We start from the raw sequence: 25,607 nt of genomic DNA on the forward strand, positions 1-25,607 counted from the left end.
TAGGAAGATTATTTGCCCGTGCCGGCGGTGAGTCCATCCTGCAGCGCACGCTGGCCGAACATGAACACCACCAGTGCGGGAATCATGGAGAGGACAACGCCGGCCAGGACCACCGAGATGCTTCCGGTCCCCAGGTTGCCCTGCAGGGACACCAAACCCAAGGGCAGGGTGAAGTTCTGCTCGGAGATGGTCATAATGAGTGGCCTGAAGAACTCGTTCCAGTGGAAGTTGAACGCCAGGATGCCCACGATCGCCAGGCCGGGCATCGCCAGCGGCGCGTACACGGAGCGGAAGGTCCGCCACGGCGAGGCGCCGTCGATCGCGGCCGCTTCAGCGAGCTCAGCCGGGAGCCCCATGAAGTACTGCCGCATCAGGAAGGTGCCGAACGCCGTCGGGATGGCCGGGAGGATCAGCGCGAGCAGCGTGTCGGAGAGTCCAACGCCGCGGATCAGCATGAACACGGGGACGATCGTCACCTGCGCCGGCACCATCATGGTGGCCAGCACAATGGAGAACAGCGCGCCGCGTCCGCGGAAACGCAGGTGGGCGAAGGCATACCCGGCGAGCGCAGCGGTGATCATCTGCCCTATGGCGATCAGCCCGGTCACCAGCGCACTGTTCAGGACCAGGCCCACAATGTTGATCTGCTTGAACACTTGCTCATAGGAGGCGAAGTCCGGGTTCAGCGGCAGGAAGGCCGGCGGCAGTTTGAAGGATTCCGACGGCGGTCGCAGCGAGGTGGACAGCGTCCAGAGAACGGGGCCCAGGATGAAGACGGACGCGATCAGCAGGGCGACGACGCGCCAGGCTACGGACCAGTCCCGCTTCTTCCGCGTGCGTGCGGGTGCCGTGGTTTCAGCACGTTCTGAAATGGTGGTCATGGCGGGCCTTACTGGTAGAAGACGAATCGTTTGCTGAGCCGGAACTGCAGGGCCGTGATGCCCATGATGATGAGCGTGAGGATCACGCCGATCGCTGAGGCCTGGCCGAATTCGAGCCGTTGGAAGGCTGACTCGAAGATGACCATGACAGCCGTTCGCGTTGAGTCGCCGGGCCCGCCGCGGGTGAGCACATAGGGCTGGTCGAAGACCTGGAGCGCGTTGATGATCGCCATGACCGAGGCAACCAGAGTGGTGGGGCTGAGCAGCGGCAGCGTGACGTACCAGTGCTTGCGCCAGCCGGTAGCTCCGTCAATGGACGCGGCCTCATAGGTTTCAACAGGGATCGAGGCGAGGCCGCCAATGAACAGCAGGAACGAGAACCCGAAGTTCTGCCACACATACACAAGAATCACGACGGCGGCAGACCCGGTTGGCGTCGTCAGCCACGGGATCGCGGGGATGCCCACCAGGGACAGCAGCCAGTTCACGACGCCGAACTGTTCGTTGAAGAGGTAGCGCATGAAGATGGACACGGAGGCCGCGGAGAGGATCAGCGGGAAGAAGAACGCCGACCGGAAGAACACGCGCAGCCACGCGGGCAGCTTCTCCTGCACCATGATGGCCAGCCCCAGGGCGAGTCCGAGCTGCAACGCCACGGCCAGCACCACGAACACGATGGTGTTGAGGAAGGACACCCGGACGGTGGGGTCTTGGACTACCTCAGCGAAGTTGTCGAAGCCCACGAACGTCGGCGCAGAAATGATGTCCCACCGGAAGAATGCCAGGGCCACGGAGGCCACGATCGGCAGCAGCGTGAAGATTCCCATGCCCACGATGGTGGGAGCGAGGAACGCCCACGGCAGCCATCGTTGCTGAATGAGCCCGCGCTTTGGGGTTGCGTGTTTCCGGGCCGGTTGCTGGCGCGGGGTGCTGCCGGTCCCGGCGGGCACGCTGGTTGCGGTGCTCATGGCTGCCTCCTCAGGGCCAGTTCAAGGTCTCGCTGCATGGATTTGAGGGCCTGCTTGAGCTGGCGCTCGTCCCCGCTCACGGCCAGGGATACGTTTTTCATGAGGGCGGTCTCGACGGCGGCCTGCTGGGGAGGTGCCGGAATGGGACCCGTGGTGGGGAACCTGTCCAGGGTGTCGTAAAAGACCTTCCAGTTCCGCGGACCGGTGCCTGCGTACAGCTGTTGGTTGACCATGGACCGGCGCGCGGGGGTGGTGTTGGGCGTGGGGAACACGATCTGCATGGCTTCCAGGCTGGCGCTGAACTTCACCCATTCCCAGGCGGCGTCCTTGTCCTTGGCGGTTTTCATGATCGCGTACCCGGCCGTGCCGAATTGGTGGCGCTGGGACCGCCATTTGGGGAAGAACTGGACGTCGAACCCGTCCTCCGTCATCCCCGCGTCGTGGAGGCCTTGTACCCAATAGCCGCCTGCCGGCGTCGTACCTATCCGGTTGGAGGCGAAGAGGCCGATCAGTGAGCTGCCGCCGCCTTCTTCGGGGCGGACGCCCAAGCCGTCCTTCACGAGTCCGCGGAGGTAGTCGAAGGACTCAAAGACGCGGGGATCGTTGGCATTGGGCTCCAGCCATTGGTAGCCACCGGAGCGGAGGCCGCGCGAGGGATCATCGGCGTAGAAGCTGTCCCACAGCCATTCGCCGCCGCCGGACTTGGTCTCCTTCAGGAAGCTGGTCTCGTTGGCATAGAGCCACGGGACCACACCGCCAAAGAGCCTGTTGGTCCAGTAATAGGGGGTGAAGTCGGTGGGTTTGGCCTTTTTCATCGCCGCCAACGTGGCCCGGAAGTCCGTGTGCGTCCAGTCGTCAGCAGGACGGTCCAGGCCTGCTGCGCGGAGGGACGCAGTGTTGTAGTACATGTTGGCCGCGTTCCAGTCGATGGGGAGCTGGAACAGGCTGCCCTTGTACATGAAGGCTTCCACCAGGCTGGGGTGGACGTCCTGGAAGTACTCCTTCATGTCTGCGGCGTCGCGGCGCAGGTAATCATCCAGAGGGTGCGCGAGTTTCTCGGCAAAGAGCTGCGCGCCTTCGGTAGCCACGTACACAACATCCGGCGGAGTCCCGGCAGCCACCATGGTGAGGATCTTGGTGAAGAAGTCCTTCCAGTCCACAGCCTGGATGGCCTGGACCTTGACCTTGATGTCCGGGTGGACTTTGACGAATGCGTCGATGACTTTCTGGCGGGCGGCAGCGTCTGTTGCCGTACCCATGATGGCGATGCTGAGGCTGTTGTCTCCCCGGCCCGGAATGTCCGCACCTGTGAGCCGCGGCCACGACGCCGCTGTTGCTCCCACGATTCCGGCGCCGAGGGCGGTGAGGGCGGTTCTGCGTGTGAATTGTCGCAAAGCCCCATTGGTTCCCGGCATGTAGATTTCCTTCCCTAACACGTGTGAGGAAGCCTATTCCTGCCACCTAACACGTGTCAAGCGTCACAAGAATGTTGCGCAGGTCTCACCACAGGCTTCCGACGTCTGGAGTGTTCACACGAGGCATCCAGCGAATTGTGGCAGTGTAGAGAAAATGAGTTCCCAGCAGTTCCGCGTCAGCGGGAGGTCGAGCAAACGGCCGTCACAGGAGCCCGCTGCAAGCGCAGGCGTCGGCTTTCTTTTCTGCCTGGCCACCATCGCCAGCCTGGTGGGGGTGGCGGCCACGTACTACTTCTTTGTCCGCACCACCACGGGCCAGTTCATCGACGAATCAGCGCTGGTTGAGGCCACCGAACTGAGCGGCACGGCAGGCAGGGCTTCCACCAGGTTCCTGGATGCACTGCCCATGATTTCCCTGGCAATCGCTACCGTGGTGGTGCTCTTTGTGACGGTCGCGCGGCGCCGCTGGAAGGCCGCCGGCATCGCCATCGCCGCATGTGTTGCGGCCAACCTGGCTACCCAGGTCCTCAAGTTCCTCATCCCGGACCGCCCCGACCGCGGCGTGCAGACCCTGGAACTGAACTCGCTCCCCTCCGGCCACACCACCCTGGCAGCCTCAGCCGCAGCAGCCGTGTTCCTGATGGTGTCCCCCCGCTGGCGCCCCTTGGCCGGCTTCCTGGGCAGCACCTTCGCGGTGGCCACGGGAATTTCGACCCTGATCAACCAGTGGCACCGCCCCGCCGACGTCGTAGCCGCATTCCTTGTAGTTGGCGCAGTGATGCTTCCGGCCGGATGGCTGATTGTCCGGACCGGTGGCGGCTGGAACGTGTGGCGCGGTTATGGCGAGCACTGGGCGGCCTCGCGCCTTTGGGTGTGGCTCACCGTCCTCGCCCTGCTGGTCGCCTCGGCAGTTGCAGGCTACTCGGTGCTGCAGGTCATGCCTGGCCTGAGCACCGACAGCACCGTGGACTACTTCTGGGCAGGCACCGCCTTTATAGTCATCGCCGGATACCTCTCCGCCTTGGGCGGTACGTGGCTGTTCGGGCTGGCGGCAAGGAAGCGCTAACGCACGACGGCGGGTAGCGGCTTGGTCTGCCGGTCAAGCATGAGTGCGCGCACGCCCCGTACGGCAGTTATTTATGCTTGCGGACATCGAATCTCTCGAGGGTGAGCCGTTCGTCCTGATAGGCCGGGAGGCTGGGCCATCGGGAAGGGTACTGCTTCCACTTGTCGTGGTAGTAGCGGAGGATGTCACTTCCGGTTTCATCCGCGATCTTGGCAAGCGTATCTATGTGGATGAAGTGATACTGGTTGACCTGCCTGCCCGCGATCTTCTTGGCGAAGTTTGTGGGATGGGCGATCATCTCCGCCTCCGTCCAAGGGACTTCCACTTCCAGAACCGTTTCGCCTTCGGTGACGCCAGACTGATGCAGCAGTCGGTATTCTCCCGTGCGGGGTATGGTCGCCAGCGGGTTATATACGGCGTCGCCGATGGAAACGCCCACCAGCGCATCCCCCTGAGCGGAGATCTTGATCAGGATCTTGTTGGGAGCCGGCCAGGAGTACCTGCTGAGTGCAACTTTCAGAGCTACTGACCGGCCATCACGGATGCCGAGGGGTCCAGCTTTGAGGACTTCTCCGGCCGGATCGTCCTCGTAACTGGCCGAAAAAGTTCCGCTGCCAGGAATGACCACCTGGCAATCCAGGACGGAGACGTCAGCACCGTCGGCCGATATGCGGAATGCAGCTTGCCCCTCAAGCTTGTAGCGGGAGGTCGCCAACTCAGGAACGTCATAGAGGGGAATCACGTTTTCGATGCCGCGAACGGACCGGGCGAAGATATCCCAAACTTTTTCGTCGTTGGTTGCAACCGCGAGGTCCCTGATAATGCAGGTCGCAGTAGTCCACCCATTAAGGGTGCAGTCAGGCAACAAGGCAGGATACTCTTCGATGATCATGCCCCCGTTTGGCGTATAGCGCGCTACGCCACCCTTTTCGACGGGAATCGTAAGGCTCCGCAGGATTTTCTCCAGAGGTTCACGAAATCTCTCATTGCCTGGCTTTTCGAGGAGTTTGATGAACACATCGATATATCGGGCCTGGGTCAGCCCGCTGTACCAGGTTCCCTTCTTACTGGAGACCTTTGCTTTTTCCTCGCTATACATGAAGACCAAAGAGTCCTGGAAGGTCTCCATCTGGTCGATGGCAGCGTCAGCAACCTTTGCGGCCGCCTCCAGCAGGACCGGATCCGGCGTGCGCCGGTACTGGGTCAGGTAGTCAGTGATGACATACGGCCCGTAAATCGGGTGCGCGAACAGCGTCCCGTTCGTACGTCGGCCGGGATATCCATTCGGCAGGAACTCCAGCCGGAAGTAATCCCAAACGGACTTTCGCTCCATGCGCAGTGGAGGCAAACCAACCTCATGCTCGTTGGTTACGTACGCTGCCGCCTCGGCCATGCCATCCCCCATTTTTGCGCAGAAAGTCCAAAGTCACACTACCGGAGCTGAACTGCTTGGCCTCATCAAACCACGGTCAGGACGCGGCATCCTTTTCCACACAGAACCCGTTGGCGCGAATTGCTTCCACGACGCCGGCGGCTTCAGCGTCCGCAATCGGATCGTCAGCGCGGTTGAAATGCTTCACCACAGTTGCGACCAAGGCTTTGTCGCTGCCGCCTTGCAGAATCGCTGCGCAAACATATCGAGAGTAGGCCGCGATTTCCTCTTGGGTTAATTTTGGCACCACAGGCGAAATGCGCTTCATCAGGTCTGCGCTCTGCTCTTCGGTTACTTTCGGCACTGCAGGCTTACTCTCCGCTGCGGATGGCTTCGAGGAAGGCTCGGTGCTGGAGCAGCCGGCAAGCATCAGGAGGATCAGGGAAGCAGCAAGGACACGTCTCATGACTGGCTGGGGTCTCCTCAAGAGAAGGATGGAAGTGGGCTATTACCGCATTCGACCCTACAACAGGGCCTTTCAGACCACCCACCTGAAGACTCCGTCACCCCAAGGGGCCAGAACGGCTGGCGTACTGGTAGTGGCCAGCCTTAGTATTAATCCATTCGTTGGAAATAACTTTGGGAGCGGACCATGCCTTCAACCTCACGCGTACGTCCTGCGTTCAACACATCCGGAACTGCGGACTCACGTGACCTGGTGGTCGACCTCATCCGGGTAGCCTGCATGTTCGCCGTTGTGGCAGTTCACCTGCTCATGATGGGAATCAGCGTTGGTCCGGGAGGCATAGGCGTGGAGAACCCCTTGACCTCCCTGTCCTGGTTCGCCCAAGGCACGTGGTTCGGTCAAGTCATGCCTTTGTTCTTTGTGGTGGGCGGCTTCGCTTCCCTGACATCGTGGCGCAGCCTCCAGCGCAAAGGAGGCAACGCGGCGGACTACCTGCGCAACAGGGTGCTGCGGCTCGTCAGGCCCACGGTTGCCCTCTATGCATTCCTCACGATTGCGTTGTGGAGTGCGACGGCGGCTGGTGTCCCGGGCGACCTGCTGTCGGTCATCGCTGCCGGCGCCGGAGTCCAGCTGTGGTTCCTTGCCGCTTACCTGATCTGCCAGACCATGGTGCCCGTGATGGCACGGTTCCACGAAGCAGCTCCTTACCGGACTGTGGCCGCGCTGGCCGCGGGCGCCGCCGTCGTCGATGTTCTTCGCTTGGGCTTGGAGCGCAATCCCTGGGGCTTCGACTCCAACCCGATCGGGCTGCTGAACATGGTGTTTGTTTGGGGGCTCCTGCAGCAGCTGGGCTTCTTTTATGCGGACGGTTTCTTCGACAGGATTGCGCGATGGAAGCTGTTGATCGCTGCCGTCGCTTCCTACCTGCTCATGGTGCCCCTGACCGATGCAGGGCCCTATCCAGTGGACATGCTGACCAGCCAGAACCCACCCATGTTCCCACTGGTGCTGGTGGGACTGGCCCATGTCCTGCTGGTGAAGGCTGCCTACCCCTGGTTGCAACGGTTTGTGAGGTTGGAATGGGTCCGGAAGGTCATGTTCGTGGTCGGCAGCCGCGCCATGACCATCTATTTGTGGCACCTGCCTCTGATCATTGCGCTGTTCGGCCTTGCCTTGGTCCTGCACCTGCCTTTCCCGGAACCGGCGAGCGCCGGATGGTGGCTGACAAGGCCGTTGTTCTACGTCGCAGCCTGGGCTTTGGTCTTGCTGGCATCCACCCCTCTGGTCCGTCTGGAACTCGCCAGCACAGCTTTGGCACCCGGCGCATCCCGCCCTGGCCTGTGGAGCGTCCTGACGGCTACAGCGCTGGCAGTTATTCCGCCGTTCGTGGTGATGCGGACTGCACTGGACGCCTGGAATGCGACCTGGGGATTGATTCTGCTGGTCCTCGCCGTTGTCTTGGTCAACGGCCGCCAAAATTCAAGGCTTCTCCGGAAGGCTACTGTGGAGTAAATTTCTCGCTACCGCGCCCGGCCAACCAGATGCCGGGTCCGTATCAGGGAGATGCACCACATGCATACCAAGCACAAACCGCAATCAGGAAAACCAACCGCTGCCCTTGCTGCGGGAGTAGCCACCATGGCTGTTCTCGCATTTGCTTTCACCCCGCCCGCCGTCGCCGACAAGGGGACGGACACGCAAGCACTGCGCGACGCTGTCACCGCAGGAGCCATCATTGACCACCTCGAGGAATTTCAGGCGATCGCAGATGCCAACGGCGGCACCCGCTCAGCCGGAACATCCGGCCACGTAGCTTCCGCCGTATACATCGAGAACCAACTGAAGGCAGCCGGCTACACACCGGAGCGCCAGTATTTTGAGTACCTGAAGTTCAACCTTGAGAGTGAAGCTTTCCAACGCCTCACGCCGACGCCGCTCACCTATACAGCCGATGATTTTGCGGCCATGACGTATTCCGGGTTTGGGGAAGTCACCGCTGCCGTGACCCCCGTGGATATAAACCTCCTGGGAGACCGTGCTTCCACCAGCGGCTGCGAGGCCACCGACTTCACCGGATTCCCTGCCGGTACCATCGCTTTGATCCAACGCGGAACGTGTCCGTTCAACACCAAGGCCGTCAACGCCGAGGCCGCCGGTGCCGTTGGCGTCATCATCTTCAACCAGGGCGACGGCGATGACCGGCTTGCCCGGGTGGATGGCACTCTCGGTGCTCCTGCCGCCGACAATCCAGAGGTCACCATTCCTACCGTTGGTGCCAGCTTCGCCGTAGGCGAAGAACTCGCAGGACTCCCGGGGGCCACTGTCCGCATTGACGTCCAGGGCAACACGCAGCCCATCGAGACGTTCAATGTCTTGGCAGACACCGCTGGCCGGGCTGACAGGACCGTTGTGGTGGGCGCACACCTGGATTCCGTGGCCGAAGGTCCAGGCATCAATGACAACGGATCAGGCTCCGCTGCCATCCTGGAGACAGCACTGCAAATGGCCGAGTTGGGTGTCACTCCGGAGAACCGCGTTCGCTTTGCTTGGTGGAGCGGCGAGGAGGACGGCCTGATCGGCTCCGACTACTATGTGGCCCAACTGAGCAAGACAGAGCTCAAGAACCACGCCCTGAACCTGAACTTTGACATGGTGGCCTCCCCTAACCCCGTGCGCTTCGTGTACGACGGCGACGGCAAGCAACTGGGCACCTCCGGCCCCAACGGTTCAGGCCAGATCGAAAAGGTCTTCCTGGACTACTTCGCTTCCCAGGGCCTGGCCACGGAGCCCACGGAATTCGACGGGCGTTCGGACTACTTCGGCTTCATTGAGAACGGCATTCCGGCGGGTGGCCTTTTCACCGGCGCCGAGGACATCAAGACCGCTGAGCAGGCAGCCATTTATGGAGGCATGGCCGGCGTTGCGTACGACCCCTGCTACCACCAGGCCTGCGACGACATCGACAACATCGATGCGGCGGTCCTTGAACAGATGGCCGATGCGATAGCCCACGCCACGCTGACGTTCGCCATGACCCAGTCCGCAGTCAACGGCACCGCCAAGGGCTCCGGCTCCGGCAACCTGAACCTCGAATTCAAGGGTCATCAGGCAGTTCGGTAGCGTCCGACGCCCTCACGCGGGTAGGCGGAAAAACAGCCCCGGCCGGTGCAGGCTCCTTTTCGGGAGTTGGACTGAGACTTCAGGTTCGACTCCCGGGAGGACCGGCCGGCCGGGGGCTGCAGGCGTCGGAGCCCGGTCACCCCTTGAACGGGGCAGGCACGCGGCTTCCCGCATTGATTCCCAGGGAGAAGTGGCCCGATGGTAGGGTTCTGCGGTGACTACCCGCCCTTCCGAGACTGCAAGAACCCGTAAATTCCTTGGGGACGATATTCCCAAATACGACCACGGCGACCTCATCGACTTCCTGGGCACTCAGCCCGGGAACGGGTACCACAGCATCGGTTACAACGGCCTACCCGTCGATCTCCGGGTTCAAAACCGCGGCTACAAAACCACAGTCATCTTCTTCCACGCCGCTATCTCCGCAAAGCACTCGTACCCTGTCATGACGGGCGGCGGAATCTCAGCGGCTGCACAGGCAAACCGGATCTTCGTTTCCGACCCCAGCCTGGCGCTTTCAGGTTCACTGAACCTCTCATGGTTTTTGGGAAACGAGCACCAGCCGGAACTTCAGTCGGTCATCGAGGAAGCGCTTCGCCACATCGTCAATTCCTGGGGCGATCAGCGCCTTGTTTTCTTCGGATCCTCGGGTGGTGGCTACGCATCGCTGCACTATGCCAGCCGCTTTCCTGGCTCGCTGGCCCTCGTTTCCAACCCACAGACCATCATTGCCCATTACAACGCAACCGCCGTCAAACGATTCATGGAGATCTGCTTTGGCGACGGGAAGGGCATTGAGGATCTCCCGGCCCACATCGTCAAGGACGTCACCGGGACATACGCAAAGCCCCTGGGCACTCGAATTGCCTACATGCAGAACATCAATGACGAGTCGCACATCGCCCGGCACATGAAACCGTTGCTGCAATCGCTGCACCCTGACAACCCGCTGGTTATCTTGCCGGGCGACTGGGGGCCCGGACACTTCCCCCCGTCCAAGGAACTTTTCGCTGAGGCTATCAGCGCTGTGTCAGCCCACCCGTGGGACGAAGCGTTGGAATCCCTCGGATTCGTCCATCCCGCGGAATGCGCTGCCTTTAATTGACAGAAGTCCGGCCCTATGTCCGGAGGTCCTGGTCTGCAGCACGTCCTTGCTCCACCAGGTGGGCGTAGGAGACGCCGTTGATCGGGACCTCAAGGAGTTCGGCCCATCGGATTCTGATGATTTCCAGGAACACAGCATTCGCTTCGCGTTCGCTGCTATCCACGCCCAGAAGCGTCTCAAGAACTCGGCGCGAGTTCAGCAGTATGTGGGTGTCGTGGGCGATATCGCTCTCGTGAAGAATTGGCGCCATCCAAACGCCCATGCGGTTTTCCCAGTAGAAAAGATCCAACGCGTCATATCCGCGTTCGACCGCCTCGTCAAAGCGAGTGAGGTTTCGATAGTGTTCGAAGCTGTCAATGCTCGGAAGGTCTTGGCTTTTGTTATTGCTGACGACATTCAGCATGCCTTCGCCGTCCAGACGATCCATGGTGAACCCGGCTTGACGGTAATAGTTCCGACCCACCTCGTAGACGTTTGAGCGGATATGCAAGTGGTCGCCGGGCAGGTTTTCCAGATACGCCTTCGCCAGGGAGCGCTGATGCGTCTGAGCAGAATTCCGCCGCATCACATTCAAGAAAGCCTTATCGGTCACCTGTTCAGGGATATGAAGCAACTGGTGTTTCAACCCGTACTTGCGAACCAGTTCAAGCGCGCCGTCACGGTCCCAACGGTTGGCCCTGACGGCGGCCTTGTAACCAATGTCGTAGGTAAAGAAGAGCACGCCGTCCACATAGGGCCTGAGCAATGCCAACGACACGCGGCTATCCATGCCTGCGCTCAAAGAGCACATGAGCGGCGTGCCCCGCTTCCTGAAGGCATCGAGTTGCGCATCGACCGTACGGATGACCGTCATGGCTGCGTCGTGCACCGTGGATGATTCCAAGGGCTTAACCGGCCAAACGCGCTCGACCCCCCTGTGCGGGATGTTGAGTTCGGTGTTGGGAGTGAGCCTGTTGACCCCGAGATATGCGGTCGCGACGCCGGGATAAACCTTGGTGTGGTTCTCTTTGAGGTACTGCGGGTTGCCATAGTAATTTCGTCTTGCACCAACGGTCTCGGCAACCAGATGTACGTGTGAACCAATCACTGGGCCGTACTGATGATCTGTGTAGTAAACAGCGCGCAGGCTCGTGGCATCCTGCTGCACAGTGAAAGATTCGCCGATCTTGGTGATCACAATGAAGCGCCCCACCAAGTGATCCAACTTTTGCTGGAACTTCTCCCGGGATGTCCGGGCCGCTTCGAGGATCTGCTGCGCGATCGCCTTGTTATCCGGGGCATATGAAAGACCCGGTTCGATAGCGTTCCCGATCAGGACAACACCGTCGGCGCCCTCGAACTCCGTTGCTACCGGCACTACCGGGTCATGGCTCAGGACCCAGTCAGCAAATGTGACCTGATGCCAGCCCTCGCGGGGTAGGGCCTGCGGGCTTTTGGAAAAAAGATACCCACGGGCATAGGTGAGTTCACTGTAGAAGGGGGACGCCATGAAAAAAGAATATCCCAGTCGTTATATCCCCCAGCGCAGAAAAATGCCCATGTTCAAGCAGGGGCCGTCAGACGGTGTTACGTAGGCTGCTTGGCTGGCGCGGTGTCCATAACGCGCTGCTTGACGTGGCGTCGTGTCGTTTCAGCTTGGAAGCCGAACTCAACCAGTGCCTTGCTCCAGTCGCCATTGCAGGTTGCCAGGACTTCGAAGCAGGCCCGCAGCAGTTCCTTCGGCGGGGGAATGTGCCCATCGCCGGAGTCGGGACCCCAGCGGTCCATGAGCATGAACAGACTGTCGGACTCCCCTACTGCGTCAACGAACGGCAGCTGATGATTCTGGATATGGAACCAGTCTTTCGCGTTCTGGATCAGTGCCACTGTGTGGTCGAACCCCGCAGAATAGGCAGGAACCAGGTCATGCGTCACGCTGGCCGGCAGTCCGTCCATCTCCTTGCCCTCCACACCCCAGGCATGGGTGAGGTAGCGTTCCACCGCGCCAGAGTAGAACCGGGAAATCGAGATTTGTGGGTTGACGGCCAGCGCAAGGGAGGTCGGAAAGAAACGGGACAGCGCAAGGCTGGCATAACCTCCGGCCGAGCTGCCGAAGAAGATCACCTTATGCCCTCCGGTTTCTTCGACAATGCGCCTGAGAACTACCGCCAAGGTCTCCTGCAGGTCTGGCTGAACCCTTGATCCCGCGTACCACGCCAGGTTGAAGTCGTGCGAGATCCGAAGACTCGGGTCGGAGATGAAAATCCTGTTGACGGGCAACCCGGCAGTTACACCCTGCCCCAGGAACCACGGGAGCCGAACGTCAGCTTCAGCGGCTCCGTGGAAGCAGACCAAGGTGATGTCCGATTCAGCGGGAAGGTTCAGGATTTCGATCGGCAGGCCGTGGTGCTGGATCTCAATCAACCCCGCGGGAATGCTGCCTGCGTTCAGGAATCCATGAAGATCCGCGAAGGACGAGGGCTCGGCGGTTTCATCAGCTGGGTTTTCTGGCACCCCGGTAGTCTAGCCGCGCCAATACACAACGTTCGAACTGGTAACAGGGACTAGTAATTCCGCCGGTGCTTCAACCGCGGAATGGAAATGGCAAACACCAGTGCGGCCGCGAACCCCAGCGCAGCCGTTGCCCAAACCCCGGCAGCGAGGGAAACGGCAGCGGTCAACCCCGACAGCAGAACCGGTCCCCCTGTGGCGCCCGAGTCGGCGATGAAGCGCCAAATCCCCAGGAAATGGCTTCGGCCATTGTCGGGGGAGAAATCGGCGCCCAAGGTCATGATCAGGCCTGAACTGATGCCGTTGCCGAAGCCAATCAGCAGTGCTGCCAAGAGCAGGGGCGTAAAACCACCGGTGAACGGGATGATCACCAAGGCCAGGCTCATGATCACCGTGGATGGCACGGCAACCCACTGCCGTCCCTTTCGGTCCATCAGCTTGCCTGCCGGATAGAACACCAACATGTCAACGCCGCCGGAGAGACCATAGATCAGGGAAGCCTGCGTTGCATCCAGCCCCAAATGGTCGGCCCAAAGCGGGATCACCACTTGTCGTGATGCCCGAAGAGCGCTGAGCAGCAGGATCCCGAATCCCACGGAGAGGAACACTCCCGCGTGGGAGGCAGCCACCTCCCGGAGCGTCGAAGCAGGAGGCACCGCACCGCCGTCGGACCTTTCCGGTGCCTTCAAGTCCGGGATGGTGAGGGACAACGCCGCAGCAGCCATCATCCCCGCGAAGCCAACCCAATAGGCGCCGCTGATACCTGCAAACTGCATCACACCTGCACCGATGAACGGTCCAATGAAGATACCGATCCTGGTGACGCCGCCCAAGGTTGAGAGGGCACGGGCCCTGAACATCACTGGAACTGCCTCGGTGAGGTACTTCTGCCGGGCCAGGTTGAAGACGCTCGAACTCATGCCCACCACGGTCATCGCGGCTGCCAGTAACCAAATCCCGTGATCCAGGCGGGGAGCGAAGGCCGCTGCCCCCAGGGCCAAAGCACCCGCAGCACCGGCCCCGACTATTGCCCATCGTTCGCCGAACCTGATGGTGATGATCGACGCCGGAATGTTGAACAGCCACGAACCCAGGCCGATCAGGGTCACAATCAACGCTGAGACTGCGACAGATGCGCCAAGGTCACGTGCAGACAAGGCAATGACCGGGAGCACGGCCCCCTCGCCCATACAGAACAAGAGCGCCGGTCCGAAAGCCGGGATAGCTATGCTGCGAAGGCTGAAGTTTTGGACTGTTTTGGTAGGCGTCATCCCCTTCATCCTAGGACTGACAGTGCGCTTACCTCGTTTGTTGTTGCGGTTCCGGAGGCCGGAACCGCAACAACAAACGAGTGGCCCGACCGGCTACTGCCGGGTTGCAGCAACCTCCCGGCGACTGCCAACTGCCAGAGCCACGCCCATCAGGAGCAGTGCGGCCGCCCAGAGAAGGAAGCTCTGGTTGAGGCCGGTACTGGCCAGGGATGCGGAACTTCCGACGGCGGCACCCGCCCCAGCGGCAGATGCGGCCCGGGTGCCGCTGACGGCTGCGTCCATGGTGGACGTCTGAGCCGCTCCTGTCCCGGCGGAGATGCCGGTGTTGCCGGCGCCCATTCCCGGGCTACTGACCCCGGCATCGACGCCACCCGTGCTGGCTCCGCCGCTGGTCGGAGGGTTCACCACTGGCGGGTTCACCACTGGCGGTTCAACGACCGGAGGATTCACAACCGGCGGGTTCACCACTGGCGGTTCAACGACCGGAGGATTCACTACTGGAGGCTCAGCTACCGGAGGGTTCACGACTGGCGGATTCACGACCGGCGGGTTCACCGTACCTACGGAGCCGCCGCCGATACCCAGAGAGGTTGAACCGACAGTCACGGGAGCCGTGATGGGGACAATGAGTTGAGTGCCGGAAAGGACCCCACCTTCGCCGGTCGTGGTGCCACCGGCAGAGGTTCCGTTGGTGCCGGTCCCCGTCGAAGTACCTGGAGCGGTGGCAACGGATTCACCCAACACTCCAGCGGAAACAGAACCGACAGTGACCGGAGCCGTCACCGGCGCAACAACCTGCGTCCCGGAAACGACGCCATCAGACCCATCAGTACTGGAACCGGCAGTGGAACCACCACCAGCCGCACCGGCTGAAGAACCACCACTCGTAGCCTCCGAATCACCCAGGACACCAACCGCCGTCGAACCAACAGTCACCGGAGCCGTCACCGGCGCAACAACCTGCGTCCCCGAAGCAACGCCATCAGACCCATCAGTGCCCGAACCGGCAGTGGAACCACCACCAGCCGCACCGGCTGAAGAACCACCACTGGCAGCCGCCGAATCACCCAGGACACCAACCGCCGTCGAACCAACAGTCACCGGAGCCGTCACCGGCGCAACAACCTGCGTCCCCGAAGCAACGCCATCAGACCCATCAGTGCCCGAACCGGCAGTGGAACCACCACCAGCCGCACCGGCTGAAGAACCACCAGTCGTAGCCGCCGAATCACCCAGGACCCCAACCGCCGTCGAACCGACAGTCACCGGAGCCGTCACCGGAGCAACAACCTGCGTCCCCGAAGCAACGCCATCATGACCACTGGTAGTAGCTCCGGAAGCAGCAGCGTCACCGCCGGAAGTCGCTGGCGCCGTCGAGGTGGCGGTTGCATCCCCGCCAACTCCCGCGGCAGTGGCTCCGATGTTAACAGGGACCGAAATCGGAGCCACTACCTGAGCGCCGGATGCGATACTTTCTCCCCCCGACGTTGTTGCCTGCGCCGGCGCTTGTGCCGGCGCAGAAGATGTTGCTGCTGGTGTTGAGGTGGCCGATGAGTCTCCCAACGCACCCACCGACGTGGACCCCACGGTCACGGGGACCGTCACCGGAGCTACTACCTGTGTTCCTGAAGCAACTCCGTTCGATCCGCTGGTGGAAGCGGTCGACGCGGGAGCGCCCGAGCCGGACGGAGTTGCTGACGTGGCCGGACCCGCCGCAGTGGAGCCCCCCAGCAGACCCACTGATGACGAGCCCAGGTTTATGGGCGCCGTAACCGGAGCGACTACTTGGGTTCCAGAGCCAATGGCGTTGGACCCGTTCGTTCCGGCGTTCGGCGCAGCGCTGGAAGCGGGGGCTGCCGCTGGCGCTTTGGTCGTTGCTGCTGAGTCTCCGGCTATACCCAGAGACGTAGCCCCAAGGTTGATTGGTGCCGTGACGGGGGCAACCACCTGGGTTCCGGAAAGGAGTCCGTCCTCGCCGTTGGTTGTTGTGCCGGCTGCTTGTGCCGCGGTCGCGCCGAGAGCCACGAGGCCGCCGGCAAAGCATGTGCCCACGAGGCACCTGCGTAAAGTCGAGTTCATTGTGATCTTCTCCTGAAGTTCTTGTTCCCAGAGACGTCCTCACGAGGATCGTCATCATGACCGTTTGCCGCGGACGGAGCAGCGGCACGGCTGGGAAACTAGTCAGGAGAGGAGCCGGGATCGAAGGAGACCGGCTTGGGATGGTTTTCGTCGCTGGCAGGACCCATGCCAGCAAGTGCGTCCGCCGGGATAATCAGCGCGTGCTGCAGGAACGCAGCAGCCGCCCCGGAGGTTCCGTTATTCGAGGAGCCGGAGCCCGCACCAACCGCGCCAAGAGGAGCTTCTGGTTGACCGCTCGGAAGCCGGGCAGGCTGCTCACCGTCTGCTGCAAGGCCGACGCCTGTTTGCCCGATGTCCGCCACGGTCGACTGCTCCCCGAACCATGCGCGGAGCAGCATTGCCATCGTCCCGGTAGTGGGTGCGACGTTGGTTTTGGCCGGTTCGTCAACGGCTGTAATGGTTGCCGTTTGGGTTCCGTCACCGGCGGTCCCGACGGCGGGTGGCAGCTGTGCCGCTACGTTTGGGGCGGCAGGCTGCACCTCGGGACCACTACCCGATGCTGGCGGAGCCGAGGCTCCCGGAGCCGTCAGAGGGGGCAGGATTCCGCCGACTGGCGGCAGCGTACCATCGAGCGGCGGAACGCTGCCTAATGCCGGAGGAAGAACCGTATCAACAACGTCCACGACTGGCTGAACCACGGGATCGACAACATTGGTGACCGGCTCAAGAGCGACTGGCGCCAGAACATCGTTGACTGGTGGCACCGCGGTATCGACTTTTGCATCCACAGCACCAGTAATCGGAACCACGGTTGCATCCACAACGGCGCTGACGCTGTCCGCAGGAAGAATCCGGGAAACCACCGGGACACTGGCAACGATGTCATCAGTCGATGCTGCCACCTGGGTCACCACCGGAGTCACAGCTGGCACAGGGACCTTGACCGGCTGCGCCGGAACCACTGCTTTGACCGCTTCGGGAAGAGGCACCGAAGGCAGGGGCACGGTTACAGCCGTTCCAGTTGAAGTCGGCGCGGCCGTTTTGCTTACAGAAGTGCTCACCTCGGACACGGCTTTGGTAGTGGCGACCGTCGTGCGCGTGGCCTTGGCGGTGATATTGCCCGTTGCACCCGTTGCGGCGGAAAGCGTGGAAGCGACAGAGGACTTCGCATCCGCAAGCAGTGCGCCTCCATCACCGGTTCCTGAATCTGCGGTGGCAGCCGTTGCAGAGAGAGCCATCCAGATGGCCGTTCCGGCGCCCGCGACCATGACGGAGCGGAGAATCTGCTTGGCACGCGGAATTGCGCTTATGGCCTTCATCTCGACACCCCCCAGGTAGCCGCGAACCGATGGTCGACTTCATCCTAAAACCGGAGTAAGCCGTTAGTCCACGCTTTTAGGGGGTCAAGATGAAAAACTTGTAAGGAACCTTGCTAAGAGGAAGGGTAGAACCCTGTTTTCTCAGGCCCGAAGTCGGGAGTAGCCAATGATCCTCCGGCCGGCCGACCGTGCTGGGCGTTCGTTTCCTGCAGGCGCTTAATGAACCAGCGCGACTGCTCCGGCCCATAGGGAAGGACCGGAATGGCCTTGGTCGCGTCCGCAGGCATGTCGCGGATGGACTGGGTGGCCTGCCGCACTGCAGTACTCATGGTGTTGGCCATCGTCTTGACGAACTGGTCGCTGGCCGGCTTGCCGTGCCCCGGAACCAAGTGTTCATAGCGATGACGCAGGGCTGAGATGTGGCGCAGCACGTCAGCCCACTCCTCGGGATATGAGTCTTCGAACGAAGGATGTGCACCCTGCTCAACAAGGTCGCCCACGAACAGGGTCGAGTTGGTTCCGACCAACAGGTCGCCATCTGTATGTGCACGTCCAAGATAGAAGAGCGTCGCAGTGATGCCACCCAGATCCACCAGGACCGGCTGGTCGCGGACAATTGCGTTGGGCACCACAACCTCGACGGCGTCGCCCTCCCCTGCCGCCATCTCCGGCTCGTTCTCCGCAACCGAGGGCCGTTGGCTGTCAGCATCGCGTTCAATGGCTGCAGCGCAATTCTCATGCGCCCAGAACTCGGTTACTCCTGCATCAGCGAAAACCGCGTTGCCAAAGAAGTGGTCATAGTGCGCGTGGGTGTTCACCACAACCAGCGGGAGCTCCGTCTTCTCCCGGACAGCGGCCAGGATTTCCCGGGCCTGCCGGGGGCCGCAGCCAGTGTCGATGACCATGGCAAGTTCCTTGCCCACCACGAGTCCGGTGTTGAGGGATGCCCCCTCTGTCTCCAGCACGTAGTTATCCGGTCCAAGTTCCAGCCAAGCTGACAATGCGTTCTCCGTATCCACTGCAATCCGGCGGTGTTCAGGCCTCGATTCTACCCACGTGCGGCTGGGAGAACGCGGAACCGGGCCGTCGGCAGCGGGCCCGGACGTCCCTCATCTACGGGTATGGCCCGGAAGCCAGCAAGCTTCCGGGCCATACTTACGAGGTCAGTTCAACCACGGTTGATCGACTAGATCTGACGCGAGGCTTCCTTTCGCCGTGTCACCAGCATGAGAACCAGGCCGATGATGAGAAGGGCAGCGGCACCCGAGACGTACGGGGCCAGCTGAAGGCCCGTGTTGGCTAAGCCATCTCCGGGCACCTCCTCGCAACCCGGAACTTCAGAACCCTCGCCAGGAACCTCAGTCCCGTCACCGGGAACCTCAGTCCCGTCACCAGGGGATTCCTCGCACTGCGAAGGCACCTCCTCGCAACCCGGAACTTCAGAACCGCCGCCAGGAACCTCAGTCCCGTCACCGGGAACCTCAGTCCCGTCACCAGGGGATTCCTCGCACTGCGAAGGCACCTCCTCGCAACCCGGAACTTCAGAACCGCCGCCAGGAACCTCAGTACCGACACCGGGGGATTCCTCGCACTGCGAAGGCACGTCCTCGCAACCCGGAACTTCAGAACCGTCGCCAGGAACCTCAGTCGCGTTACCGGGAACCTCGGTCCCGTCACCAGGGGTTTCCTCGCACTGCGAAGGCACCTCCTCGCAACCCGGAGCTTCAGAACCGCCGCCAGGAACCTCAGTCCCGTCACCGGGAACCTCAGTCCCATCACCAGGGGATTCCTCACAGACACCGGGCGTCGTCTCCGAAGGAGTCGGGGTCGGAGTTTCCGTCGGCTCCTCCGAAGGAGTCGGCGTCGGCGTTTCCGTCGGCTCCTCCGAAGGAGTCGGCGTCGGCGTTTCCGTCGGCTCCTCCGAAGGAGTCGGCGTCGGGGTTTCCGTCGGCTCCTCCGAAGGAGTCGGCGTCGGCGTTTCCGTCGGCTCCTCCGAAGGAGTCGGCGTCGGGGTTTCCGTCGGCTCCTCCGAAGGAGTCGGCGTCGGGGTTTCCGTCGGCTCCTCCGAAGGAGTCGGCGTCGGGGTTTCGGTCGGCGTCTCCGAAGGAGTCGGCGTCGGGGTTTCCGTCGGCTCCTCCGAAGGAGTCGGCGTCGGGGTTTCGGTCGGCGTCTCCGAAGGAGTCGGAGTCGGGGTTTCCGTCGGCTCCTCCGAAGGAGTCGGCGTCGGGGTTTCGGTCGGCTCCTCCGAAGGAGTCGGCGTAGGCGTAGGCGTCAGCGTTTCCGTCGGCGTCTCCGAAGGAGTCGGAGTCGGCGTCTCGGTCGGCTCCTCCGAAGGAGTCGGCGTCGGCGTCTCGGTCGGCTCCTCCGAAGGAGTCGGCGTCGGCGTCTCGGTCGGCTCCTCCGAAGGAGTCGGAGTCGGCATCTCGGTCGGCTCCTCCGAAGGAGTCGGCGTCGGAGTTTCCGTCGGCGTCTCCGAAGGAGTCGGCGTCGGCGTCGGAGTTTCCGTCGGCGTCTCCGAAGGAGTCGGCGTAGGCGTAGGCGTCGGCGTCTCGGTCGGCGTCTCCGATGGAGTCGGAGTCGGCGTCGGCGTCGGGGTTTCCGTCGGCGTCTCCGAAGGAGTCGGCGTAGGCGTCGGCGTCGGCGTCGGCGCAGGCTCTTGAAACGAAATCTCGGCCGCATCGGTGACTACGTGGGACTCGACCCGAGTGAACACCGCGTAAACCTGGCAATTGTCATCCCCGTTGTGGAACCAGTTGAGAGTGGCATCGGTCGTAGGAAGCACTGAGGCGTTCAATGTGACCGTGCCAGCGGTCGTGGCCGTGATGCAGAGATCAACCGCGACAGTGTCTCCGACCGCTGAGGGTTCGTTGACCGTCAACGTCCCACCACTCAACGTGCCATCAGTCTCGCCGTCACAGAGCTGAAGGGTGCCGTTGCTGCTGCTCAGCTCGATCGGAGTCTTCACGACATTTGTGTTCAGAGTGACTTTGGCTTCCGCTCCAACGTCGTAAGGGCCCGAAGTTGCGGGATCAAGAGTCAGCTCAGGCGTATAGGTCTGGGCCAGGAAGCCGAGCGTTTCGTCGATGTCATCCGGGCCGAGCTTACTGGCCACACAGGTTGCCTGCTGCTGGGGGGTCAGTTTGGCAAAATCGGCCACGCACCACGCCAGTGCCTGCAACCGCTGGCGTTCTATGCTCGTCGTGTCGGACGTAACGAATTCCTCCACCGTGCCATCCCCCGCCACGTATTGGAAGCCGTTCTGCACGATGTAAGCAAACTGACGGCGTTGAGTATCCGTCATGTCGGCGTTCCTCTCGAGATCTTCGTCGAGGGGACGGCCATCATGGCAAGTTTCCAAGTCGCGGTCCGTGCAGAACATCCATGCGCTCACGGGGCCACCGCCTATTGGTCCGCCTTCAGCCTCTGTTGAATAGCGGACACCGCATAACGGGGGCAAATCTGTGCCACCGGCCGGGTCACCGAAAACGTTGTACAAGGGAACAACGAGCCCTTGATTGTAATTATCGAGATTCGCGCCGTCCACGGTGGTTATCGGGTTGGCTACTTCGACAGTCGTACCCGGGCATAGCGGCGCATCAAAGGTAGTGGCCGCGGTCGGCGGGGCTTCCGCCCGTGCCGCCGAGGGTACAGCCAGTTGGGCCGCAAACACCCCCGCCGCCAAAACGGTGGTCGCTGCAAAGGCCGCGACGTATCTTCTGATCATGGTTTCCTTCAGTTTGATGAGTTGCAACTCCCGCGCTCGCATCTCCGTGAGATGTTCGGCGACGTGCACGCGCAGCTGAACCGCCGTCTTGGATGGCTCAACCGTGGAAGAGGTAGAGCAAGCCGAAGGATCCTGATGCAAAACCAACTGAATGTGGTGTAAGTCATTGGAAAATCAAAAAGGGCCACGATCAGACAGATCGTGGCCCTCAAGGGCGAAGGCGCCCCGACTATTAATCGGGGACAGCTCTTGCGTTTGGCTACAAAATGATGCTCATCACATTCCATCCTGCCCCCACCTGACGGGACGGAAGGAACCCGCCTGCCCCGTTGCCCGGATAGAGCAACAAAGCACCAGAGCCGTTGCGGGCCAGGACGTCATTTTGTCCATCCCCGCTAAAGTCTCCCGGACCTTCAATGGCGTTCATGGCCTGCCATCCCCAACCAATTTGGCTGGCAGCCAGCCATCCGCCGGAGCCATTGCCTGGGTAAAGGAACAGTTCGCCCGCCGCGTTACGGGCCAGCACATCAGCCTTGCCGTCAGCGTTAAAGTCTCCGGGACCATCGATCGCGGTCATGCCGTTCCATCCCGATCCGATCTGCTTGGCAGTCAACCAGCCACCAGTTCCATTGCCGGGGTACAACCACAGGACACCATTGCCGTCCCGGGCCAGGACATCGGCTTTGCCGTCCCCGTTGAAGTCGCCCGGAGCGTCGATAGCCGTCATCACGTTCCAGCCCGAACCGACTTGCTTGGCCGACAGCCAACCACCGGAACCGTTACCGGGGTACAACCACAGAACGCCCTTGCTGTCCCGGGCAATGACGTCCGCTTTACCGTCGCCATTGAAATCACCGGACGCCTCGATTGCCGTCATGACATTCCACCCGGACCCGACCTGCTTCGCCGGCAGCCAACCACCGGAACCGTTACCCGGGTACAGCCACAAAACACCGTTGGTGTCCCGCGCGAGCACATCGGACTTGCCATCGCCATTGAAATCCGTGATCTTGATCCGCGTGGCCTTGAAGACGAACGTCCACTTGGTAGTGGCGCCTGAGGCAAGCACATAGTCTTTGGCTGCCCGTGCTGTGACCGTCACGGTTCCGGTGGCGGGGTAAGTCCCGGCAGTCACTACTACTCCCCCCAGCAAATACTCAACGCCCTTCACGGCGGGGACGGTGAAAGTGTCCTTTGCAGAACCGTCGAGGTCCCGGAAAACCACAGGGGAAGGGGCGACGGGAAGGTTGCCACCGTACGCAATAAGGGCAGCAGTGGCATCGACGAGGCCGGCGCCACAGCCCGGGACACAGCCTGCGGGGAGGGGACGCGAGGTGTCCTTCAACTGCTGCTCCAGGGCAGCGGGAGTCAACGAGCTTCCCTCAGCCGAGAACAAGAGGGCCGCCAAGCCCGAAACATGCGGGGCGGCCATGGACGTTCCCTGCATGAACGCATATCCGGTCTCAGCCTGAACAGTGGTTCCCGCGTTATAGGTGGACAAAATCCCGTTCAGGAAATTGGCACTCATGTCGCCACCGGGAGCAGTGACATCCACGGTGCTTCCGTAGTTGGAGTAGGACGCCCTGCCACCCGCCCTGCTGCTCGCCGCGACAGTGATGACATTTTGGCAGTTCGCAGGGCTGGCATCGGCTGCCGGCCGGTTTGAGTTTCCGGCAGATACCACGACGGCGGCGCCTGCGTTGTGCGCAAAGTCGATCGCGTTTTGGTAGGTGGCTGAGCACGCCCTGGTGGCGCCAAGGCTCAAATTGATGACCTTGGCAGGGTTGGGATTTGTGGGAACACCGCTCACGACGCCGCCCGCAGCCCAAACAATGGAATCCGCGATGTCAGACGTGTAGCCACCGCAGACGCTCATGGCCCGGACAGGCAGGATCTTTGCTTTGGGAGCCACACCGCTGATCCCCCTGCTGTTGTTTCCGACAGCCGCGATAGTGCCGGCGACGTGTGTCCCATGCCAGGACGAGTTTTCCGCCGGGCTGCCTGATTCGCAGAAGTTCGCTGCGGCCCAATCTCCCATGTCGGTGGGGTTGGGATCCCTGCCATCCCCGTCCCGGGCATCGACAGCGTCTGCGATCATGTCGTAGCCGGGAAGGATGTTGGCGTCGAGATCCGGATGCCGGGTGATCCCTGAATCCACAACGGCAACCACTACTCCCTCCCCATGGGTGTAGTCCCAAGCTCCTGGGGTGCGCATGCCACCCGGGTTCTCCCACAGATCCCACTGCTCGTTGAAGTAAGGGTCGTTCGGTGCAACGGCAGCGTGCATGACCGTGTCCGGATCTGCGTAGGCGACGTCCGGGTCCAGGCGCAGGTTGTGCATGAATTGTTCCGCCTCAATGGCGGAGAGAGCCGCGGAAAGCTTTACTACATGGCCGCCGGTGGCATTCTCACGAAGGCTTTTCGCCGCTACTCCAAGTTTCAACCCGGCCTGGTCTGTCGCCTCTTCCACGGCGTCAGTGACGTTCTGGACGGAGCTGTCTTTGATTCCGACAATGAACTGGTCGGTGCCCGATTCAGTTGCTGGCTGCAGGACCTGCGGAGCGCCGGGAAGGATATCGTCTCCGTCTGCGGCGGCCGGCTGTGCTGCAAGTCCCCCGGCAACCAAGAGCGCGCCTGCCAGCACCGCTACGGCTCTCGACGGTTGCGTCTGGAATTTTCTCACCATGATGTGGGCATCCTCAGGAAATGGCGTCAGACCAGGAAGGCCTGTCGCGGGCAACTGGAGACCACCAGCTGACCCCCACGCGATTGTAGGCAAACTCCATCCCGGGCGCCATATGGGAGGTCGTACGACATCTCGTTGGAATGACACGAAAGGACCCCGGCCAACCGGCTCGGGGTCCTTCCGTTAAAGGGCGTATCTACATATCCGCCAGCGCACCGCCCGGGTTCTCGATGCAGTCTGCAACATACCGAAGGAAGCCTGCGGCCGTTTCGCCGTCGCACACCCGGTGGTCGAAGGCGAGCGTCAGCTCGGTGACCTTCCGGACGGCCAGCTCCCCGTTCACAACCCATGGCTTGTCGATGATGCGGCCAACGCCCAGCATCGCCACCTCGGGATAGTTGATGATCGCTGCCGAGCCGTCCACACCGAACACGCCATAGTTGTTCAGCGTGAAGGTGCCGGACCCAAGTTCGGTGGGGGTCGCCTTGCCTTCACGCGCGACGGCGGTCAGGCGGCGGATCTCTGCGTCCAGTTCGCGGGCACTCATCTGGTGCGCGTTCCGAACGGACGGGACCACCAGGCCACGATCGGTCTGCGCGGCAAAGCCGAGGTTGATTCCCTGGAAGCCAACGATCTCCTGCGAGCCATCAGCAGCGGTTTCAAAGCGGGTATTGAGATCCGGATACTTTTTTAACCCAGCCGTGACAAAACGGGCGATAAAGGCCAGGAGTCCGGGGGTATCGTGCGGCGAGCGCTTTTTGAGCTCCGCCCTCATCTCAAGCAATGCCGTGGCGTCAACGTCAACCCAGACCGTGGCCTCCGGGATCTCCGAACGGCTCTTGGCCATGTTCGCAGCCACGGCCTTTCGTACTCCGCGAACCGGGGTACGGGCAGAGACGGCTAGGCCGGTGCGGGTATCCAGCCCGCCCTCAACCGTTGAAGCAGAAGCAGAAGCAGGAGCCGATGCCGGTTCAGCCGATTCCGCGGGTGCAGAGATCGCAGCCTCGACGTCCTTGCGCATGATCAGCCCGCTGGTGCCTGAGCCCTCAATGGAGTCAAGGGAGACACCGTGGTCGCGGGCCATCTTGCGGACCAGCGGCGAGATGACGGCACTGAGCTTCCCGGGGATGCGCGTCCCTGCAACGGCCGGTTCCAGCGGAACCTCAGGAACAACAGCAGGAGCAGCATCGACGACGGCGACACTCGCCTTGCGCGGACGTGTGCGGCCGCCGGTCGCACCACCGGGAGTGCCATATCCGATCAGGACGTTCCCGGAGCCTGCCTTTTCCTCGGTCCTGTACGTCTCAGCCGCAGCCGACACCTCCGGCGAGGCCGGCACTCCAGTAGACACAGGATCTTCAGCGGCGGCAGGAGCTTCCGGCGAAACTGGAGCGGAACCTGCGCGGGCGATCGAGATCAACGGCTTGCCGACGTCGAGCGTTTCGCCCGCCTGGCCGTGCAGTTCGGCAACTGTGCCGGCGTAAGGCGAGGGCACCTCAACCATGGACTTGGCGGTCTCCACCTCGGCGATGGGCTGGTCAACTTTGATTTCATCGCCAACAGCGACCAGCCAGTTCACAAGCTCCGCTTCGGTGAGGCCTTCGCCGAGGTCCGGGAGGCGGAACACTTGCATCTCTGAACTCAT

Annotated in this window: 19 protein-coding genes; 4 read left to right on the forward strand and 15 right to left on the reverse strand. The window is 62.0% G+C overall.

Going from position 1 to position 25,607, the window contains the following annotated elements:
• Window positions 1-8: 8 nt before the first annotated feature.
• From ACUYMZ_RS15930 to ACUYMZ_RS15940, 3 genes are read right to left on the reverse strand one after another with little or no spacing between them, the layout of a single operon-like run.
• Complete coding sequence (locus ACUYMZ_RS15930; RefSeq protein WP_442422916.1) at window positions 9-881, reverse strand: carbohydrate ABC transporter permease; 873 nt, start codon at window positions 879-881, stop codon at window positions 9-11.
• 8 nt (window positions 882-889) lie between these two features.
• Window positions 890-1,849, reverse strand: a complete 960-nt coding sequence (locus ACUYMZ_RS15935; protein WP_481604389.1) for a carbohydrate ABC transporter permease — start codon at window positions 1,847-1,849, stop codon at window positions 890-892.
• Entirely contained in the window at window positions 1,846-3,264 is a 1,419-nt protein-coding gene (locus tag ACUYMZ_RS15940) for an extracellular solute-binding protein (protein WP_481604391.1), read from the reverse strand. Before ACUYMZ_RS15940 ends, ACUYMZ_RS15935 begins: the two co-directional genes overlap by 4 nt.
• A 154-nt stretch (window positions 3,265-3,418) precedes the next feature.
• Between ACUYMZ_RS15940 and ACUYMZ_RS15945 the strand changes: the two genes are divergently transcribed.
• Window positions 3,419-4,330 carry a phosphatase PAP2 family protein gene (locus ACUYMZ_RS15945; RefSeq protein ID WP_481604393.1) on the forward strand — a complete coding sequence of 304 codons (912 nt, stop codon included), beginning with the start codon at window positions 3,419-3,421 and terminating at the stop codon, window positions 4,328-4,330.
• 67 nt (window positions 4,331-4,397) lie between these two features.
• Here ACUYMZ_RS15945 and ACUYMZ_RS15950 read toward each other — a convergent pair whose 3' ends face one another.
• Window positions 4,398-5,723, reverse strand: coding sequence for a D-glucuronyl C5-epimerase family protein (locus tag ACUYMZ_RS15950; protein WP_481604395.1), 1,326 nt, complete (start codon window positions 5,721-5,723; stop codon window positions 4,398-4,400).
• A 76-nt stretch (window positions 5,724-5,799) separates the two neighbouring features.
• Window positions 5,800-6,168: a putative periplasmic lipoprotein gene (locus ACUYMZ_RS15955; protein ID WP_481604398.1), complete on the reverse strand. Its 369-nt coding sequence runs from the start codon at window positions 6,166-6,168 to the stop codon at window positions 5,800-5,802.
• 186 nt (window positions 6,169-6,354) lie between these two features.
• Here ACUYMZ_RS15955 and ACUYMZ_RS15960 point away from each other — a divergent pair, with 186 nt between their 5' ends.
• From ACUYMZ_RS15960 to ACUYMZ_RS15970, 3 genes are all read left to right on the forward strand, one after another.
• Complete coding sequence (locus ACUYMZ_RS15960; RefSeq protein ID WP_481604401.1) at window positions 6,355-7,680, forward strand: acyltransferase family protein; 1,326 nt, start codon at window positions 6,355-6,357, stop codon at window positions 7,678-7,680.
• 60 nt (window positions 7,681-7,740) lie between these two features.
• A complete protein-coding gene (locus tag ACUYMZ_RS15965) occupies window positions 7,741-9,288 on the forward strand; it encodes a M28 family peptidase (RefSeq protein ID WP_481604403.1) in 1,548 nt (515 codons plus the stop codon).
• 214 nt (window positions 9,289-9,502) lie between these two features.
• Complete coding sequence (locus ACUYMZ_RS15970) at window positions 9,503-10,393, forward strand: alpha/beta fold hydrolase (RefSeq protein WP_481604405.1); 891 nt, start codon at window positions 9,503-9,505, stop codon at window positions 10,391-10,393.
• Between the two features lie 13 nt (window positions 10,394-10,406).
• Here ACUYMZ_RS15970 and ACUYMZ_RS15975 read toward each other — a convergent pair whose 3' ends face one another.
• From ACUYMZ_RS15975 to ACUYMZ_RS16020, 10 genes are all read right to left on the reverse strand, one after another.
• The gene (locus tag ACUYMZ_RS15975; protein WP_481604407.1) at window positions 10,407-11,882 is read right to left on the reverse strand and encodes an adenine nucleotide alpha hydrolase family protein; all 1,476 of its coding nucleotides are present in this window, start codon (window positions 11,880-11,882) and stop codon (window positions 10,407-10,409) included.
• 77 nt (window positions 11,883-11,959) lie between these two features.
• Complete coding sequence (locus ACUYMZ_RS15980) at window positions 11,960-12,886, reverse strand: YqiA/YcfP family alpha/beta fold hydrolase (RefSeq protein WP_481604409.1); 927 nt, start codon at window positions 12,884-12,886, stop codon at window positions 11,960-11,962.
• Window positions 12,887-12,936: 50 nt separating this feature from the next.
• On the reverse strand, window positions 12,937-14,154 hold the full coding sequence (locus ACUYMZ_RS15985; RefSeq protein WP_481604411.1) for an MFS transporter: 1,218 nt from the start codon (window positions 14,152-14,154) through the stop codon (window positions 12,937-12,939).
• A gap of 93 nt (window positions 14,155-14,247) precedes the next feature.
• Window positions 14,248-16,233 (reverse strand): beta strand repeat-containing protein, encoded by a 1,986-nt coding sequence (locus tag ACUYMZ_RS15990; protein ID WP_481604413.1) that lies wholly within the window; start codon window positions 16,231-16,233, stop codon window positions 14,248-14,250.
• A 98-nt stretch (window positions 16,234-16,331) separates the two neighbouring features.
• Window positions 16,332-17,552 carry a hypothetical protein gene (locus ACUYMZ_RS15995; RefSeq protein ID WP_481604416.1) on the reverse strand — a complete coding sequence of 407 codons (1,221 nt, stop codon included), beginning with the start codon at window positions 17,550-17,552 and terminating at the stop codon, window positions 16,332-16,334.
• A 113-nt stretch (window positions 17,553-17,665) separates the two neighbouring features.
• Window positions 17,666-18,553 (reverse strand): MBL fold metallo-hydrolase, encoded by an 888-nt coding sequence (locus tag ACUYMZ_RS16000; protein WP_426003805.1) that lies wholly within the window; start codon window positions 18,551-18,553, stop codon window positions 17,666-17,668.
• Window positions 18,554-18,851: 298 nt separating this feature from the next.
• Complete coding sequence (locus ACUYMZ_RS16005) at window positions 18,852-19,328, reverse strand: hypothetical protein (RefSeq protein ID WP_481604418.1); 477 nt, start codon at window positions 19,326-19,328, stop codon at window positions 18,852-18,854.
• Window positions 19,329-19,342: 14 nt separating this feature from the next.
• Window positions 19,343-20,281, reverse strand: a complete 939-nt coding sequence (locus tag ACUYMZ_RS16010; protein WP_481604420.1) for a hypothetical protein — start codon at window positions 20,279-20,281, stop codon at window positions 19,343-19,345.
• A 1,254-nt stretch (window positions 20,282-21,535) separates the two neighbouring features.
• Window positions 21,536-23,962, reverse strand: a complete 2,427-nt coding sequence (locus ACUYMZ_RS16015; protein WP_481604422.1) for a S8 family serine peptidase — start codon at window positions 23,960-23,962, stop codon at window positions 21,536-21,538.
• Between the two features lie 196 nt (window positions 23,963-24,158).
• Window positions 24,159-25,607, reverse strand: coding sequence for a dihydrolipoamide acetyltransferase family protein (locus ACUYMZ_RS16020; protein ID WP_481604425.1), 1,449 nt, complete (start codon window positions 25,605-25,607; stop codon window positions 24,159-24,161).

This window comes from Arthrobacter sp. T572 (assembly GCF_056780115.1).